At 68.3% G+C, this 13,931-nt stretch carries 12 protein-coding genes; 5 read left to right on the top strand and 7 right to left on the bottom strand.

Annotation, left to right across the window (positions count from 1 at the left end):
• Positions 1–282 precede the first annotated feature (282 nt).
• Together ABOD76_RS19045 and ABOD76_RS19040 are read left to right on the top strand one after the other, a co-directional pair.
• On the top strand, positions 283–2,175 hold the full coding sequence (locus tag ABOD76_RS19045; protein WP_350243531.1) for an ABC transporter ATP-binding protein: 1,893 nt from the start codon (positions 283–285) through the stop codon (positions 2,173–2,175).
• A 55-nt stretch (positions 2,176–2,230) separates the two neighbouring features.
• Entirely contained in the window at positions 2,231–4,096 is a 1,866-nt protein-coding gene (locus ABOD76_RS19040; RefSeq protein ID WP_350243530.1) for an ABC transporter ATP-binding protein, read from the top strand.
• Between the two features lie 55 nt (positions 4,097–4,151).
• On the opposite strand, the gene phoU is transcribed toward ABOD76_RS19040, so the two are convergent.
• The 5 genes from phoU to pstS form a co-directional block, all read right to left on the bottom strand.
• Positions 4,152–4,826, bottom strand: a complete 675-nt coding sequence (gene phoU, locus ABOD76_RS19035; protein WP_350243529.1) for a phosphate signaling complex protein PhoU — start codon at positions 4,824–4,826, stop codon at positions 4,152–4,154.
• 65 nt (positions 4,827–4,891) lie between these two features.
• A complete protein-coding gene (pstB, locus tag ABOD76_RS19030; RefSeq protein WP_350243528.1) occupies positions 4,892–5,650 on the bottom strand; it encodes a phosphate ABC transporter ATP-binding protein PstB in 759 nt (252 codons plus the stop codon).
• 23 nt (positions 5,651–5,673) lie between these two features.
• Positions 5,674–6,525, bottom strand: coding sequence for a phosphate ABC transporter permease PstA (gene pstA, locus ABOD76_RS19025; RefSeq protein ID WP_380130080.1), 852 nt, complete (start codon positions 6,523–6,525; stop codon positions 5,674–5,676).
• 11 nt (positions 6,526–6,536) lie between these two features.
• The gene (pstC, locus tag ABOD76_RS19020) at positions 6,537–7,529 is read right to left on the bottom strand and encodes a phosphate ABC transporter permease subunit PstC (RefSeq protein ID WP_350243527.1); all 993 of its coding nucleotides are present in this window, start codon (positions 7,527–7,529) and stop codon (positions 6,537–6,539) included.
• Positions 7,530–7,678: 149 nt separating this feature from the next.
• The gene (gene pstS / locus ABOD76_RS19015; protein ID WP_350243526.1) at positions 7,679–8,701 is read right to left on the bottom strand and encodes a phosphate ABC transporter substrate-binding protein PstS; all 1,023 of its coding nucleotides are present in this window, start codon (positions 8,699–8,701) and stop codon (positions 7,679–7,681) included.
• Positions 8,702–8,806: 105 nt separating this feature from the next.
• On the opposite strand from pstS, the gene ABOD76_RS19010 reads away from it, so the two are divergent.
• The 3 genes from ABOD76_RS19010 (at position 8,807) to ABOD76_RS19000 (ending at position 11,947) form a co-directional block, all read left to right on the top strand.
• Positions 8,807–9,787 (top strand): MBL fold metallo-hydrolase, encoded by a 981-nt coding sequence (locus tag ABOD76_RS19010; protein ID WP_350243525.1) that lies wholly within the window; start codon positions 8,807–8,809, stop codon positions 9,785–9,787.
• A 152-nt stretch (positions 9,788–9,939) separates the two neighbouring features.
• Positions 9,940–11,112 carry an amidohydrolase gene (locus ABOD76_RS19005; protein ID WP_350243524.1) on the top strand — a complete coding sequence of 391 codons (1,173 nt, stop codon included), beginning with the start codon at positions 9,940–9,942 and terminating at the stop codon, positions 11,110–11,112.
• A 13-nt stretch (positions 11,113–11,125) separates the two neighbouring features.
• Positions 11,126–11,947, top strand: coding sequence for a shikimate 5-dehydrogenase (locus ABOD76_RS19000; RefSeq protein ID WP_350243523.1), 822 nt, complete (start codon positions 11,126–11,128; stop codon positions 11,945–11,947).
• On the opposite strand, the gene ABOD76_RS18995 is transcribed toward ABOD76_RS19000, so the two are convergent.
• Together ABOD76_RS18995 and ABOD76_RS18990 are read right to left on the bottom strand one after the other, a co-directional pair.
• Positions 11,936–12,331: a hypothetical protein gene (locus ABOD76_RS18995; RefSeq protein WP_350243522.1), complete on the bottom strand. Its 396-nt coding sequence runs from the start codon at positions 12,329–12,331 to the stop codon at positions 11,936–11,938. The genes ABOD76_RS19000 and ABOD76_RS18995 overlap by 12 nt on opposite strands.
• A gap of 271 nt (positions 12,332–12,602) precedes the next feature.
• Positions 12,603–13,796: an MFS transporter gene (locus ABOD76_RS18990; RefSeq protein WP_350243521.1), complete on the bottom strand. Its 1,194-nt coding sequence runs from the start codon at positions 13,794–13,796 to the stop codon at positions 12,603–12,605.
• Between the last annotated feature and the right edge of the window lie 135 nt (positions 13,797–13,931).

Below are 13,931 nucleotides of genomic sequence, written 5' to 3'. Positions count from 1 at the left end.
ATTTGGCGCGGCCCAGAGGGCTTAACCGCTTCCGAAGAAGGATAGTAGCACCCACCCTGAAAGCAGTCAAGCAACCACAACGTGACGGGACAGAGCGGCCCGGAACCGCCGGATCAATCTGGCCTTGAGCGTGTCTGCATGCGGCGCGGCGAATGCGTCAAATGGCGTATCTGCCGGCTGACCAGGAGGCGTATGCTGGCCGGGCATTGTCCGGCCGCCACCGGTGGATTCCGGGCTGAGTCGCAGGCTGTCCGTCTCTCTTCTGCCGTTCCAGAGGTTACTTTGAACAATTTCAGAACCCTGCTGCCTTACCTGAGGCTGCATCGGAACCAGTACATCGTCGGCACGCTGGCGGTGTTCGCCTCAAACGCGGCCGTGCTGCTGCCGGCCTACTTCCTGGGCCGGATCATTGACGGTCTGAGCCGGTACGTGCGGGGTGCTGGCACCTTCACCCTGACGCAGCTGCTGCTGCTCGTGGGCGGCATGGTGCTGGCCACCCTGCTGTCCGGCGCCCTGATGATGGTGGTGCGCCGCAGCATCGTGTACGCCAGCCGCCAGACCGAGTACGAGATCCGCCGCGACCTGTTCGCACACCTCGCCACGCTGGACAAGCACTACTTCGACCGCGCCCGCACCGGGGACCTGATGAACCGCCTGACCGGTGACCTCTCGGCCGTGCGCGAGATGATCGGCTTCGGGAGCTGGCAGGTGGGCACGGTGGTGGCGGCCTTCGTGGTGAGCTTCGCGTGGTTCTTCAGCATCAGCTGGCGGCTGACCCTGACGGTGCTGGTGGTGTTTCCGGTGATCGTGCTGATCCTGAGCTACCTGTCGCGCCAGATCGCCAAACGCTACGTGCCGCTGCAGGAGCAGAACAGCGCCATTGCCGCCAAGGCTCAGGAGAACTTCAGTGGGGCGCGGGTGGTCAAGGGGTACGCCATCGAGGATCAGGAAATCAACGAGTACAAGCGCATGAACGACGAGCTGATCCGCCGGGCGCTGCGGCTCACGCGGGTTGAGGGGCCGCTGCAGGCGTCCATGAGCCTGTTGATGGGCGTCGCGTTCGTGATCGTGCTGGTGTACGGCGGCCGGATGATCCTGGGGCTGGTGCCGGGCAGCCCGCTGACGCTGGGGCAGTTCACCCAGTTCGCCCAGACGCTGGAGCGGCTGGCTTGGCCGATGCTCAGCATCGGCATGATCGCCAATATGCTGCAGCGCGGCATGGCCAGCTGGGGCCGCCTGCAGGAGATCTTCGAGGCGCGGCCCCGGGTCCACGACGACAAACGCACCGACACCAGCATCCGCCGGCTGAACGGCGACATTCGGTTCGAACACGTCAGCCTGACCTTCGACGGTCGCCGGGTGCTGTCGGACATCACGCTGCACATTCCCGAAGGGCAGACGCTCGGCATCACTGGCCCCACCGGCAGCGGCAAGACGGTGCTCTCCCAGCTGATCACCCGCCTGACCGACGTGACCGAGGGACAGGTGCTGGTGGACGGCCACGACGTGCGCCGCGTGCCGCTCAAGGTGCTGCGTGAGCACATTGCGGTGGTGCCGCAGGAACCGTTCCTGTTCAGCGAGAGCATCGCCAGCAACGTGGCGTTCGGGCTGAACGGGGCGCAGGGCCAGTATCCGCCGATTCCGGTGCGTCAGTCGGTGCGCCACACCAAAGTGCCGGCGGCCGAGGACGTGGCCCCGGACATGGATCGGGTGCGCCGGGCCGCCGAGATCGCCGGGCTGGCCAGCGAGATCGACCGCTTCCCGGCCGGGTACGACACCATGCTGGGCGAGCGCGGGGTGACCCTTTCGGGCGGTCAGCGGCAGCGCACCGCGCTGGCCCGCGCCATCGCGCGGGAGCCGCGCATCCTGGTGCTGGACGACAGCATGAGCGCCGTGGACACCGAGACCGAGAGCCGCATCCTGCAGGGCCTGCGGCAGGTGCAGGAAGGGCGAACGGTGCTGCTGATCGGCCACCGGGTAAGCACCCTGCGCCACGCCGACCACATCATCGTGATGGAAGAGGGCCGCATCGTGGAGCAGGGGAGCCACGAGGCGCTGCTGGCGATGGACGGCCACTACGCCGACCTGGAGCGCAAGCAGCGGCTGGAGGGCGACCTGAGCGAGCTGGACGAGGTGCGGCTGGCCGCCGACGCGACGGCAGGAGTGCGCCGATGATCCCCGAAGCCGATTCAAATTTGAGGGCCGGGCTGGCCCGATGCTGGAGTGAGCTGTGACTCAACCGGACGAAGCATTTCAAAAGGAATTCGATCCGCAGCTGACCCGCCGGGTGCTGCGGTACCTGCGACCCTACCTGCGGCTGGTGCTTGGGGTGCTGGTCCTGAGCCTGCTGATCGCCCTGACGCAGCCGACCTTCGGCCTGATTCAGCGCTACGCCATTGACCATTCGTTCGGCCCCAACGCGCTCTCGGGCACGGTGGACCTGGCCGGGCGGCAGCGGCTGTTTCAGATCCTGCTGACCGCCGCCATCGTGTACCTGTGCCTGAAGGGGGTGGAGTTCGTGCTGCGGTATGCCGCCACGCTCACCATCAACATCGTGGGCCAGCGGGTGCTGTACGACATCCGCTCCGACATCTTCACCAAGCTGCAGCGGCTGCAACTGAGCTTCTTCGACAAGACCCCGGTGGGCCGGCTGATCACCCGCGTCACCAGCGACGTGGACGCGATCAACCAGTTCATCACCGCCGGGCTGGTGTCGCTGCTGCAGTCCACCTTCCTGATCCTGGCCTACGTGATCATCATGCTGGTGGTCAGCTGGCGGCTGGCGCTGATCAGCTTCATCGTGATGCCGGTGCTGTACTGGGCCACCAACTACTTCCGGGCCCGGCTGCGCGACGCGTTTCGCAACAACAGCATCCAGCAGTCCATCGTGAACAGCAAGCTGAACGAGAACATCACCGGCATGCTGACCATTCAGCTGTTCGGGCGCGAGAACCGCAACGCCGTGGAGTTCGACCGTGCCAACCGCCGGCTGCTGAATGCCCGCCTGGAGAGCGTGCGCTGGTTCGCGCTGTTCCAGCCGACCGTGAGCATTCTGGGGTCGGTGGCGAGCGGGCTGGTGCTGTGGTACGCCGGCGACGCCATCCTGGGCGCGGACCGGCTGGCCGGGGCCGGCATCACCCTCGGCACCCTGATCGCCTTCAACCAGTGGGTGGGCCAGCTGTTCCAGCCGATTCAGGACCTTTCGGACGTGTTCAACAACCTGCAGGCGGCGATGGCCAGCAGCGAGCGCATCTTCGGGGTGCTGGACACGCCGGTCACCATTCAAGACAAACCGGACGCCCGGCGGCTGAATCAGTTCGAGGGCGACGTGCATCTGGACCACGTCTGGTTTGCCTACGACGAATCGGTGGATGCCCACACCCCCGACGACGATCCGCGCTGGACGCTGCGCGGCATCGACCTGCACATCCGCCCCGGCGAGAGCGTGGCGCTGGTGGGCGCGACCGGGGCGGGCAAGACCAGCATCACCAGTCTGGTGAGCCGCTTCTACGACGTGCAGCGCGGTGCGGTGCGGGTGGACGGTGTGGACGTGCGCGATCTGGAGCAGTACGACCTGCGCCGCCACATCGGCGTGGTGCTGCAGGACGTGTTCCTCTTCGCCGGCACCATCGAGAGCAACCTGACGCTCAGCAACCCCGACATTCCGCACGAGCGGGTAGTGCAGGCCTGCAAGTACGTGGGGGTGCACGAGTTCATCATGGCCCTGGAGGACGGCTACGACACCGAGGTGCGCGAGCGCGGCGCCACGCTCAGCACCGGCCAGAAGCAGCTGCTGGCGTTCGCCCGCGCGCTGATCCAGAACCCGGACATCCTGCTGGTGCTGGACGAGGCCACCGCCAGCGTGGACACCGAGACTGAGCTGCGGATTCAGGAGGCGCTGGAGAAGGTGATGCAGGGCCGCACCAGCATCATCATCGCGCACCGCCTGAGCACCATCGAGCACTGCAACCGCATCGTGGTGATGCGCCGGGGTGTGGTGGTGGAGGAGGGCAGCCACCGCGAGCTGCTGGCCCAGAACGGCTATTACGCTCAGCTGCACCGCCTGCAGTACGCCCAGGGCGACGCCGCCGACTGAGGCCACAGGCAGCGGGGCCGCCAGATGCTCTGGCGGCCCCGCGTTCATTCCTCAGTCAATCTGAGGCCTGCTCCGAAGCCCCCATGCCCGGCCTGGACAGCAGGTAGGCCTCCACCCGCTCGGCCACGTTGACGAGGTGGTCGCCCAGCCGCTCCAGGCTGCGGGCCATCCGGTTGGCCTTCAGGGCCGAGTGCAGGTCGCGGGGGTTTTCCAGGATGCGGGTCAGCGAGGCGCGCTGCATCTGCTCGTACAGCGCGTCCACCTCCTCGTAGTCCATCCGCATCACCTCGTGGGCCGCCGCGATGTCACGCTCGGCAAAGGCGTAGGCGAGGCGCTCGATCATGGTGCTCAGCAGGGTGGTCAGCGGCAGCACGTCGTGGATCGGGCCGCTGTGCAGGGTGGCCCCGATGTCCTCCAGGTCGCGGCCCACGTGGCGGCCATAGTCGCCGGCCCGCTCCATGTCGGTGAGGCACTTGAACACCATCAGAAAAAAGCGCAGGTCGGTGGCCAGCGGCTGATAACGGGCCAGGGCGTTCAGGCAGGCATCCTCCACCTCGCGCTCCAGCTCGTCCAGTTCGTGTTCCAGCTCATGGGTGCGCGCCGACAGGCCGGCGTACTGCTGGCCCTGGATGGCGCTGCGGATCAGGCCCACCTGTTCCAGCGAGATGCTGAGCATCCGCAGGAAGCGGGCCGTCACGTCCTGCTGACTGGCATCTATGGCTTCTCGCATACGTTATTGTGGCCGCTTCGTGTTCCCGACGTGTCAGATGAACAGTGAGTGGAGGGCGGCCCCGCTCAGCCGAAGCGGCCGGTGACGTACGCCTCGGTGCGTTCGTCCCGGGGGCTGGTGAAGATCTGGTCGGTGACGCCGTGCTCCACCAGGTCACCGTTCAGGAAGAAGCTGGTGGTGTCCGAAACGCGGGCCGCCTGGTGCATGTTGTGCGTCACGATCACGATGGTCGCCACCTGCTTGAGGTCGCTCATCAGGTCCTCGATGCGGGCGGTGCTGGCCGGGTCCAGGGCGCTGGTCGGCTCGTCCATCAGCAGGATCTCCGGCTCCACCGCCAGCGCGCGCGCGATGCACAGCCGCTGCTGCTGCCCGCCCGACAGGCCGGTGGCCGGGGTACGCAGCCGGTCCTTGACCTCGTCCCACAGCGCCGCCTGACGCAGCGAGCGCTCAGTGACCTCGTTCAGGGTGGCGGCGTCCCGGATGCCGGCCAGCTTCAACCCGCTCACCACGTTGTCGAAGATGCTCATGGTGGGGAACGGATTGGGCTTCTGGAACACCATGCCCACCCGGCGGCGCACCTGCACCGGGTCCACGCCGCTGGCATAGATGTCCTCGCCGTCCAGCAGGATCTGGCCCTCCACCCGCGCGCCGGGCGTCAGGTCGTGCATGCGGTTCAGGGCGCGCAGGAAGGTGGTCTTGCCGCAGCCGCTCGGCCCGATCAGGGCGTTGACGCTGCCGCGTTCCACCTGCAGGTTCACCTGCCGGACCGCCTGCTTGCTGCCGTAGTAGATGTTGACGTCCTGGGTGGTGAGCAACTGGGTCATGGAACAGTCCTTTGAAGACAGGCTCAGCGGCGCCGCGAGGCGGCCCGGGCCAGCAGGGAGGCGATCAGGATCAGCAGGATCAGCAGCAGCGACCCGGCCTTGGCGAGCCGCTGGTTCTCGTCGTAGCTGCTGGTGGCGCCGATGTAGATCTGCAGCGGCAGGGCGCTCATGGCCTTGCCAGGATTGAAGTTCAGCAGGTTGTTGCCGAAGGCCGTGAACAGCAGCGGCGCGGCCTCGCCGGCCACGCGGGCCAGCGCCAGCATCACGCCGGTGATGATGCCGCTGGTGGCGGCCGGCAGCACGATGCTGACGATCACGCGCCACTGCGGCAAGCCCAGCGCCATGCCGGCCTCGCGCACCGCCAGCGGCACCAGCTTCAGCACCTCCTCGGTGGTGCGCACCACGATGGGAATCATCAGCAGGCCCAGCGCCAGTCCACCGGCAAAGCCGCTGAAGCCGGTGTGCAGCACCACCAGGCTGTAGATCACCAGGCCCACCACGATGGCCGGGATGCCCGCCAGCACGTCGCTGACCATCCGCACGGTCGGCATCAGGCGGTGGCGCGGAAACTCGGCCAGAAACACGCCGCCCGCCACGCCCACCGTGACGCCCACCGCCGCCGCGATCGCCAGCATGATCAGGCTGCCCACGATGGCGTTGAGCCAGCCGCCGCCCGTCTCGCCTTCCGGGGCGGGCGTCCGGGTAAAGAAGTCCAGGTTCAGCGAGCTGATGCCCTGCGTGACGAGATAGATGATGATCCACAGCAGCGGTGCGATCACCAGCAGGGTGCCGAGCGTGATGATCACCGCCATGCCGGCGTTGACGCCCCGGCGCCCGGCGCTCAGGCTGCGCTCACCGCTGCGGGTGGCCTGCATCGGCCGGGCGGTCACTGGATGCCCTTGGGGGTCAGCCGGGCGATCAGCAGCCGGGCCCCGTAGTTCACGATGACGCTCACCACGAACAGCAGCAGGCCCAGCGTGATGATGCTGCTGCGGTGCAGGGTGGCCTGCGCGTCCCCGAACTGCAGCGCGATCATGCTGGACATGGTGGCGGTGTTGCCCCAGATGGTCTTGGCAAACTCCGGCACGTTGCCGATCACCATCGCCACGGCCAGCGTCTCGCCCAGCGCCCGGCCCAGCGCCAGGATCACGCCGCCGGTGATGCCCGCCCGCGCGTACGGCAGGATGGCCAGCCGGATCACTTCCCACTTGGTGGCGCCCAGCGCGTACATCGCCTCGCGCTGGTCGCCCGGCACCAGCCGGATCACGTCTCTCGCCACGCTGGCGGTGTACGGCAGGATCATGATGGTCAGGATGATGATGGCCAGCGCCAGCCCCAGACCGACCGGTGCTTCCGGGAAGAAGAAGCAGGAGAAGCTGTTCTGGTTGTTGGCATGCAGCTCACTGCAGCGGGTGGCCAGATCCGGAAAGCGGGTGTACAGGCTCAGCTGAAACGCCTGGATGAGCGGCTTCAGGGCAAACAGCGCCCACAGGCCGTATACCACGCTCGGCACGGCGGCCAGCAACTCCACGAGGTAGCTGACCGGGCCGGCGAGCCACTTCGGGGCGTACTCGGCCACGAAGATTGCGCTGGCCAGCGCCAGCGGCACGCTGATGATCAGAGCGGCAAAGCTGGTCACCAGCGTCCCGGCGATCATCGGGGCCGCTCCGAAGTTGCCGGTCACCGGGTTCCAGGCGGTGCGGGTCAGGAAGCCCAGCCCGAAGTGCTGCAGGGCCGGAACGCTGTCGCGGGCCAGGAGCAGCACGCTCAGCACGAACACCAAAATGATGACGACCGACAGCCCGATCACGATGGCGCGGAAAGTTCCGTCGCCGCGCGAGGAGGGAAGCCGGCGGGGGGAGGACAGGGGTTTGGTCATGACACACTCCGCTTCAGCATGAAGCTCATACCCACAGTTCACCCGAGTCGTGTCAGGGCTTGGTCAGGTGGCGGTGGACGGCAGGTGCGGTCAACGAGCAGGGGTGACCGGATTCAGCCCGGTCACCCCTGCAGGTCAGAACGTTCAGGTCAGAACTTGGCGCCGCCGTACGTCATGGTGCTGATGATGGCGCGGGCGCGGGTCTGCGCCGAGGCGGGCAGCGGCGCGTAATACAGGCCCTCGTTGTAGGTCTGGCCGGTGGTCACGACCCAGTTCAGCATCTTCTTCAGGGCGGCGGCCTGCGCCTGGGTGCGGTTGCCGTACTTCTGGTCCTGGTAGAAGATGGCGTAGGTGTAGGTGCTGATCGGGTAGCTGTTGGCGCCCGTGGCGTTGGTGATGCTCACGATGCCGCTGGTGGGCATCACGACGCTGGCGGCGGCCGCCTGCACGCCGGCGATGGTGGCCTTCACGAAGTTGCCGGCGCGGTTCTGCACGGTGCCGTAATCGATCTTGTTGTTCAGCGCGTAGGTCAGCTCGATGTAGCCGATAGCGCCAGGGGTGCTCTTGACCACGCCCGACACGCCGTCGGTGCCCTTCGCGCCGATGCCGGTGGGCCACTCTACGCTGGTGGCGCTGCCGACCTTGCTCTTCCACTCGCTGCTGACCTTGCTCAGGTACTCGGTGAACACGCCGGTGGTGCCGCTGCCGTCGCTGCGGTGCGCCACGGTGATCGGCAGGGCCGGCAGCTTGACGCCCGGGTTCAGCTTGGCGATGGCCGGGTCGTTCCACAGCCGGGTCTTGCCCAGGTAGATGTTGGCCAGCACCGGACCGCTGAACTTCAGGGTGGTGTCCACGCCCGGCACGTTGTAGCTGATCACCACGGCGCCCAGCGCGTCCGGAATGGTCAGCACCTTGCCGGGGTAGCTGGCGATGTCCGCGTCCGGCACCGGCACGTCGGTGCCGGCGAAGTCCACGATGCGGTCCTTGAGCTGCTTCTGGCCCGCGCCGGAGCCGACCGACTGATAGTTGACGGTGTCATTGGTGGCCTTGGCGTACTCGCTGAACATCTTGGTGAACAGCGGATACACAAAGGAGGAACCAGAACCAGTCAGGCTGGCGGCGGAGGCGGCGGAGATCACGAGGGCAGCGCCCAGCGAGAAGAGCTTCTTCATGAGCTGCATCTTGTCGCCCGCGTGTCAGGCGGGCGTCACCCGAATGTCAGCGAAGTGTCAGGGCCACCGGGCCAGGGCCAGCCTGACCGGCTCTATCCTGCGGCCATGTGCGCCGCCCCTCTCCATCACCTGACCGGCAGCCTCTACACCGTGCAGGTGCCGATTCCCTACCCGATGCGGACCGTCACGGTGCTGATTGACGCCGCCTCGCCCGTCACGCTGGTGGACACGTCATTGAATACGCCGGAGGCCATCGCCACCCTGGAAGACGCGCTGGCACAGCTGGGCCTGCACTGGGAGAGCATCGAGCGGGTGGTCCTGACCCACCAGCACCCGGACCACGCCGGGCTGAGCGGCCTGATCGAGGAGCGCAGCGGGGCCTCAGTACACCTGCTGGACGAGAACCTGCAGGGCGGGGGCCTGCCCTGGCAGCACTTCGAAGCTTGGCAGGGGCAGGAACGCCAGCATCTGCTGGCCCACGGCCTGCCGCCCGCGCTGCTGGAGGGCGTGGAGGCCGAGGCGCGCCGGACCCGGGACCGGGTGACGCTGGCCACCCGCCTGACCCCATTGACAGCGGGCGATCAGCTGACACTCGGCGGACACCGCTGGACCGTGTTGTGGCTGCCGGGTCATGCCGATGGGCACCTGGGCCTGTGGCAGCCGCAGCTGGACCTGCTGATCGCCGGAGACGCCATCCTGCCGCGCATCAGCCCCAATGTGGGCCTGGGCGCGCAGGGCCGTTCCGACCCACTGGGCGACTACCTGCAGACGCTGGAGCGGCTGCGGCAGCTGAACCCCGCTACGGCGGTGGTTGGCCACTACGGGCCGACCATGAGCGGCGTGGCGGAGCGGGCGGCCGAACTGAGCGCCCACCACCACGAGCGGCTGGCGCTGGTGGAGGAGACGCTGCGGGTCACGCCCATGCACGCCCACCAGCTCTCGGCCGTGATGTTTCCGCGGGAACTGGATGCCCGGGTGCGCCGGTTCGCGCTGACCGAAGCGCTGGCGCATGCCGAGCACCTGCGCCTGAAAGGCCTGCTGGACCGGCGCTGGACCGGCGACACCTGGCTGTACTTCGGGGAGTGAGACGCAGAGAGCGAACCTCGGTCGTGCAAGGCCCCACGGACCGGCGCGGGCCAGTTCGGCTCTGGAGATGGGCAAGCCCGTGCCCTGGCCTACCGAGGTTCAGCCGCGGGCTGGCCGTCAGCGGTATCCTGACCTGCACAAGGAGTGAACCCATGACCAACACCACAGACCGCGCCTCCGATCTGGTCGAGCAGCTCAGCCGGTGGCGCCGCCACCTGCACCAGCACCCGGAAGTCAGCTTTCAGGAGCACCAGACGGCCGCCTACATCGCCGCCGAGCTGGGCCGCATGCCGAACCTGGAGGTGAGCCACCCGACCGCCACCAGCGTGCTGGCGGTGCTGCGCGGGTCGCGGCCCGGGCGCACGGTGCTGCTGCGCGCCGACATCGACGCGCTGCCGATGCAGGAGGAGAACACCTTCGAGTTCCGATCGGCCCATGACGGGGCCATGCACGCCTGCGGTCACGATGGCCACACCGCCATCCTGCTTGGCACCGCTCAGCTGCTCAGCCAGCAGGCGGACCTGCCCGGCGAGATCCGCATGATCTTCCAGCACGCCGAGGAGCAGAGCCCCGGTGGCGCCGAGGAACTGGTGCAGGGCACCCCGCTGATGGAGGGCGTGGACGTGGCCACCGGCCTGCACCTCAACTCGCAGCTGCCGACCGGCGTGGTGGCGGTCAAGCCCGGCGCCTTCATGGCCGCGCCGGACAACATCTACATCACCATTCACGGCCGGGGCGGGCACGCCGCCCACCCGGAGGAGGCCATTGACCCGATCGCCATCGGGGCACAGGTGGTCAGCAATCTGCAGCAGGTGGTCAGCCGGGGCGTCAGCGCCCTGGACGCGCTGGTGGTGAGCGTCACCTATTTCCACGCGGGCACCACCACCAACGTGATTCCGGACCGCGCCGAGCTGAAAGGCACCGTGCGGACCTTCGACAAGGGGCTGCGGGAGCGGGCGCCGCAGCTGATCGAGCGGGTGGTGAAGGGGGTCACGGAGGCGCACGGCGCCAGCTACGACTTCCAGTACGAGCAGGGCTACCGCCCGCTGATCAACACCGACTGGGTGGCCGAGGAACTGCGGCAGGTGGCGCTGGAGGTGGTGGGGGAGGAGCGGACCCGGCTGGCGCAGCCCACCATGGGCGGCGAGGACTTCAGCGCCTACCTGGAGCGGGTGCCGGGCGCGTACTTCAATGTCGGGAGCGGCAGCCCGGAGCAGGACTCCACCTTCCCGCACCACCACCCGCGCTTCACCCTGGATGAGGAGAGCCTGCTGACCGGCGTGCAGATGATGCACCGCGCGGCGCTGCGGCTGGCCGAGGGCTGAGGCCGGGACCGTCATGACGCCGGAGCTCAGTTTCCAGACCCAACTGTGCATCTCACTGGCCGGTCGTCCCGGAAGTTTCGGCACCCGCTTCCACAACCACCTGTTTCAGGCGCTGGAGCTGGACTACCTCTACAAGGCCTTTACCACCACGGACCTGCCGGCCGCGATCGGTGGGGTCCGGGCGCTGGGCATCCGGGGCTGCGCCGTCTCGATGCCGTTCAAGGAGGCGTGCGTGCCGCTGGTGGATGAGCTGGACCCCTCGGCCGCCGCCATCGGGTCGGTCAACACCATCGTCAACACCCGGGGCCGGCTGTGCGCCTACAACACCGATTATCTGGCGGTGGCCGCGCTGATCCGTTCCCATGGTGTGCCCGCCGATGTCCCGGTGCTGCTGCGCGGCAGCGGGGGCATGGCGCGGGCGGTGGCGGCAGCGCTGAGGGACGCCGGATTCCGGGAGGGTGTGATCGTGGCCCGCAACCGGGAACGCGGCGAGGCGCTGGCGCAGGAGATCGGCTGGCGCTGGCAGCTGGAGCCGCCGTCCACCGCGGGGGCGCTGCTGGTCAACGTGACGCCCATCGGGATGGCCGACGGTCCGGAGCAGGATCGGCTGGCCTTTCAGCCCGACCTCATCGCCGGGGTCAGCACCGTGTTCGACGTGGTGGCCCGGCCGGCCGAGACGCCGCTAATCCGGGCGGCGCGGGCCGCGGGCCGCCCGGTCATTACCGGCGCAGAGGTCATCACGCTGCAGGCGCTGGAGCAGTTCGTGCTGTACACCGGGGTCCGGCCCGATCCGGGGCTGGTACAGCAGGCGGCGGCGCTGGCGTTAGCGCCCTGATTCCAGCAGCCGGGTCAGGTCGGCCGGCTGCCAGCCGGCCGGCTTGAGCTGCTTGCCGTCGGCGCGGCGCGGGCCGCTGCTCTTGAGCATGTTGGCGCGGTGCACCTCCTCGAAGGCCTGATCCGGGTCCACGCCCAGGCTCAGCAGGGCGCCGTAGGTCACGTACAGCAGGTCCACCAGCTCGTGCGCCAGGGGAGCCAGGTCGCGCACGGCCGGGCTGTTCAGGCGGGTGAGCTGCGCGGCGGCTTCCTCCACCTCCGCCATCTCCTCGCGCAGCAGGGTCAGGCGCAGCTGAAGATCTGCCGGGCCGGGCGGGGTGGGGGAGGCGGGCATCGTCTTGCCGATGGCGGTGTGAAAGTCCAGCACGCGGGTGGCGTTGCTCATGGCCGGCATTCTGGCATGGAGGAACCGGTCGGTGCGGCAGAGAAAAGCAGCCGAGCCGCATGCATGCGGCTCGGCTGCTGTGGGTGCGGGTGACTGGGCTCGAACCAGCCGGCTGCCTGCTCTTCCCGCTCGCACGCCCGTTGTTCGGAAGGTGGGCGACACCCTTCTGGCCACCGCCCGTGAGGGGGGTCCATCTGGCCGGGTCTGAGTATGCCGCAGCCGTGTCAGCCGTTGATGCGCTGTTTGGCAAAGGAGCATTAAGCCATCTGGCTCAGGAGGAGGCCGGGTCCAGCCGGGCCAGCTGCCGGTACACCTGCCCGCCCAGCAGCGCCACGATCAGCAGGCTGACCGTGACCACGCCCAGCCCCCAGCGCAGGTTCAGCTCGTGCGCCACGAAACCGATCAGCGGCGGCCCCGCCAGGAAGCCCGCATAACCGAGCGTGGCGACCCGCGCGATGCCGTGGCCGCTGAAGGCGCGCCCCGCCGCGCCGTACAGCACCGGCACAATGTTCGCCACACCCAGCCCGGTCAGCAGGAAGCCCAGGGTGCTCAGCCACAGCGACGGGCTCAGCACCGCCAGCAGCATGCCCAGGCCGCTCAGTAGCGCGCCGCTGGTCACCACCAGCTGGTCACCGAAGCGGTGCCGCCAGCGGTCGCCAAAGATGCGGCCCACCAGCATCGCGAGTGTGAAGGCCGAGTAGCCCAGCCCCAGGGCCGCGCCGGTGGCCTTCAGCACGTCCGAGAAGTACAGCCCGCTCCAGTCGCCGGTGGCGCCCTCACCCATCATGCCCAGGAAGCACAGCGCGCCCAGCAGCAGCACCATCGGGGTGCGGGGCAGCGGCCGGGCGGCATCCTCGGTCTGGGTCTGCCGGTCGCGGATGTCGAGGTTTGCGGGCAGCAGCCGCCCGGCACCCAGCGCCACCAGCAGCAGACACAGCACGCTGACTGCCAGCGCGTGCGGCCACAGGCTCACCCCCAGCCCGATCAGCAGCGACCCCAGCAGCGCCCCGCTCAGGTTCCCGAAGCTGAACCACGCGTGGAAGCTGGACATCACCGGCCGCTCCAGTCGCTGTTCCACCGCCAGCCCCTGCGCGTTCATCGCCACGTCCATCGCGCCGCTGGTCAGCCCGATCACCAGCAGGGCCACGCACAGCAGCGTCAGGTTGGAAGCCAGGAAGGGGAGCACCAGCGAGGCGCTGAACAGCAGCGCGGCGAGGCGCGTCACCGCTGCACTGCCAAACCGGGCAATCCACCCGCCGGTCAGCGGCATGCTCAGCATGCTCCCCACCGCGATGGCCAGCAGCGCCGAGCCCACCGTGGCCGACGACAGGCCCAGCCGGTCACGGACATCCGGGATGTGCAGCACCCAGGTGGCGAACACGGCGCCGTTCACCCAGAACATCGCCGAGGTGGCCACCCGGGCCTGGACGGCAGAGGCAGTACGGGGCAGCAGGGCCTGTGACATGGGCGTCCCTTCCGGCGCCGACGTCAGCAGCGCTCACGCTCTGAATCGATTCAGAGCAGACATTCCAGATGCTACCATCTGCACATGGCCAACGCCAGTCCTGCCGACGTCTCTCCCTCCCTGGCCCGGGTCCGA

Source organism: Deinococcus sonorensis KR-87 (genome assembly GCF_040256395.1).
GTDB classification, from domain to species: domain Bacteria; phylum Deinococcota; class Deinococci; order Deinococcales; family Deinococcaceae; genus Deinococcus; species Deinococcus sonorensis.
Note: the sequence above shows the minus strand (reverse complement) of the source record. Positions and strands in the feature narration are given on the sequence as shown.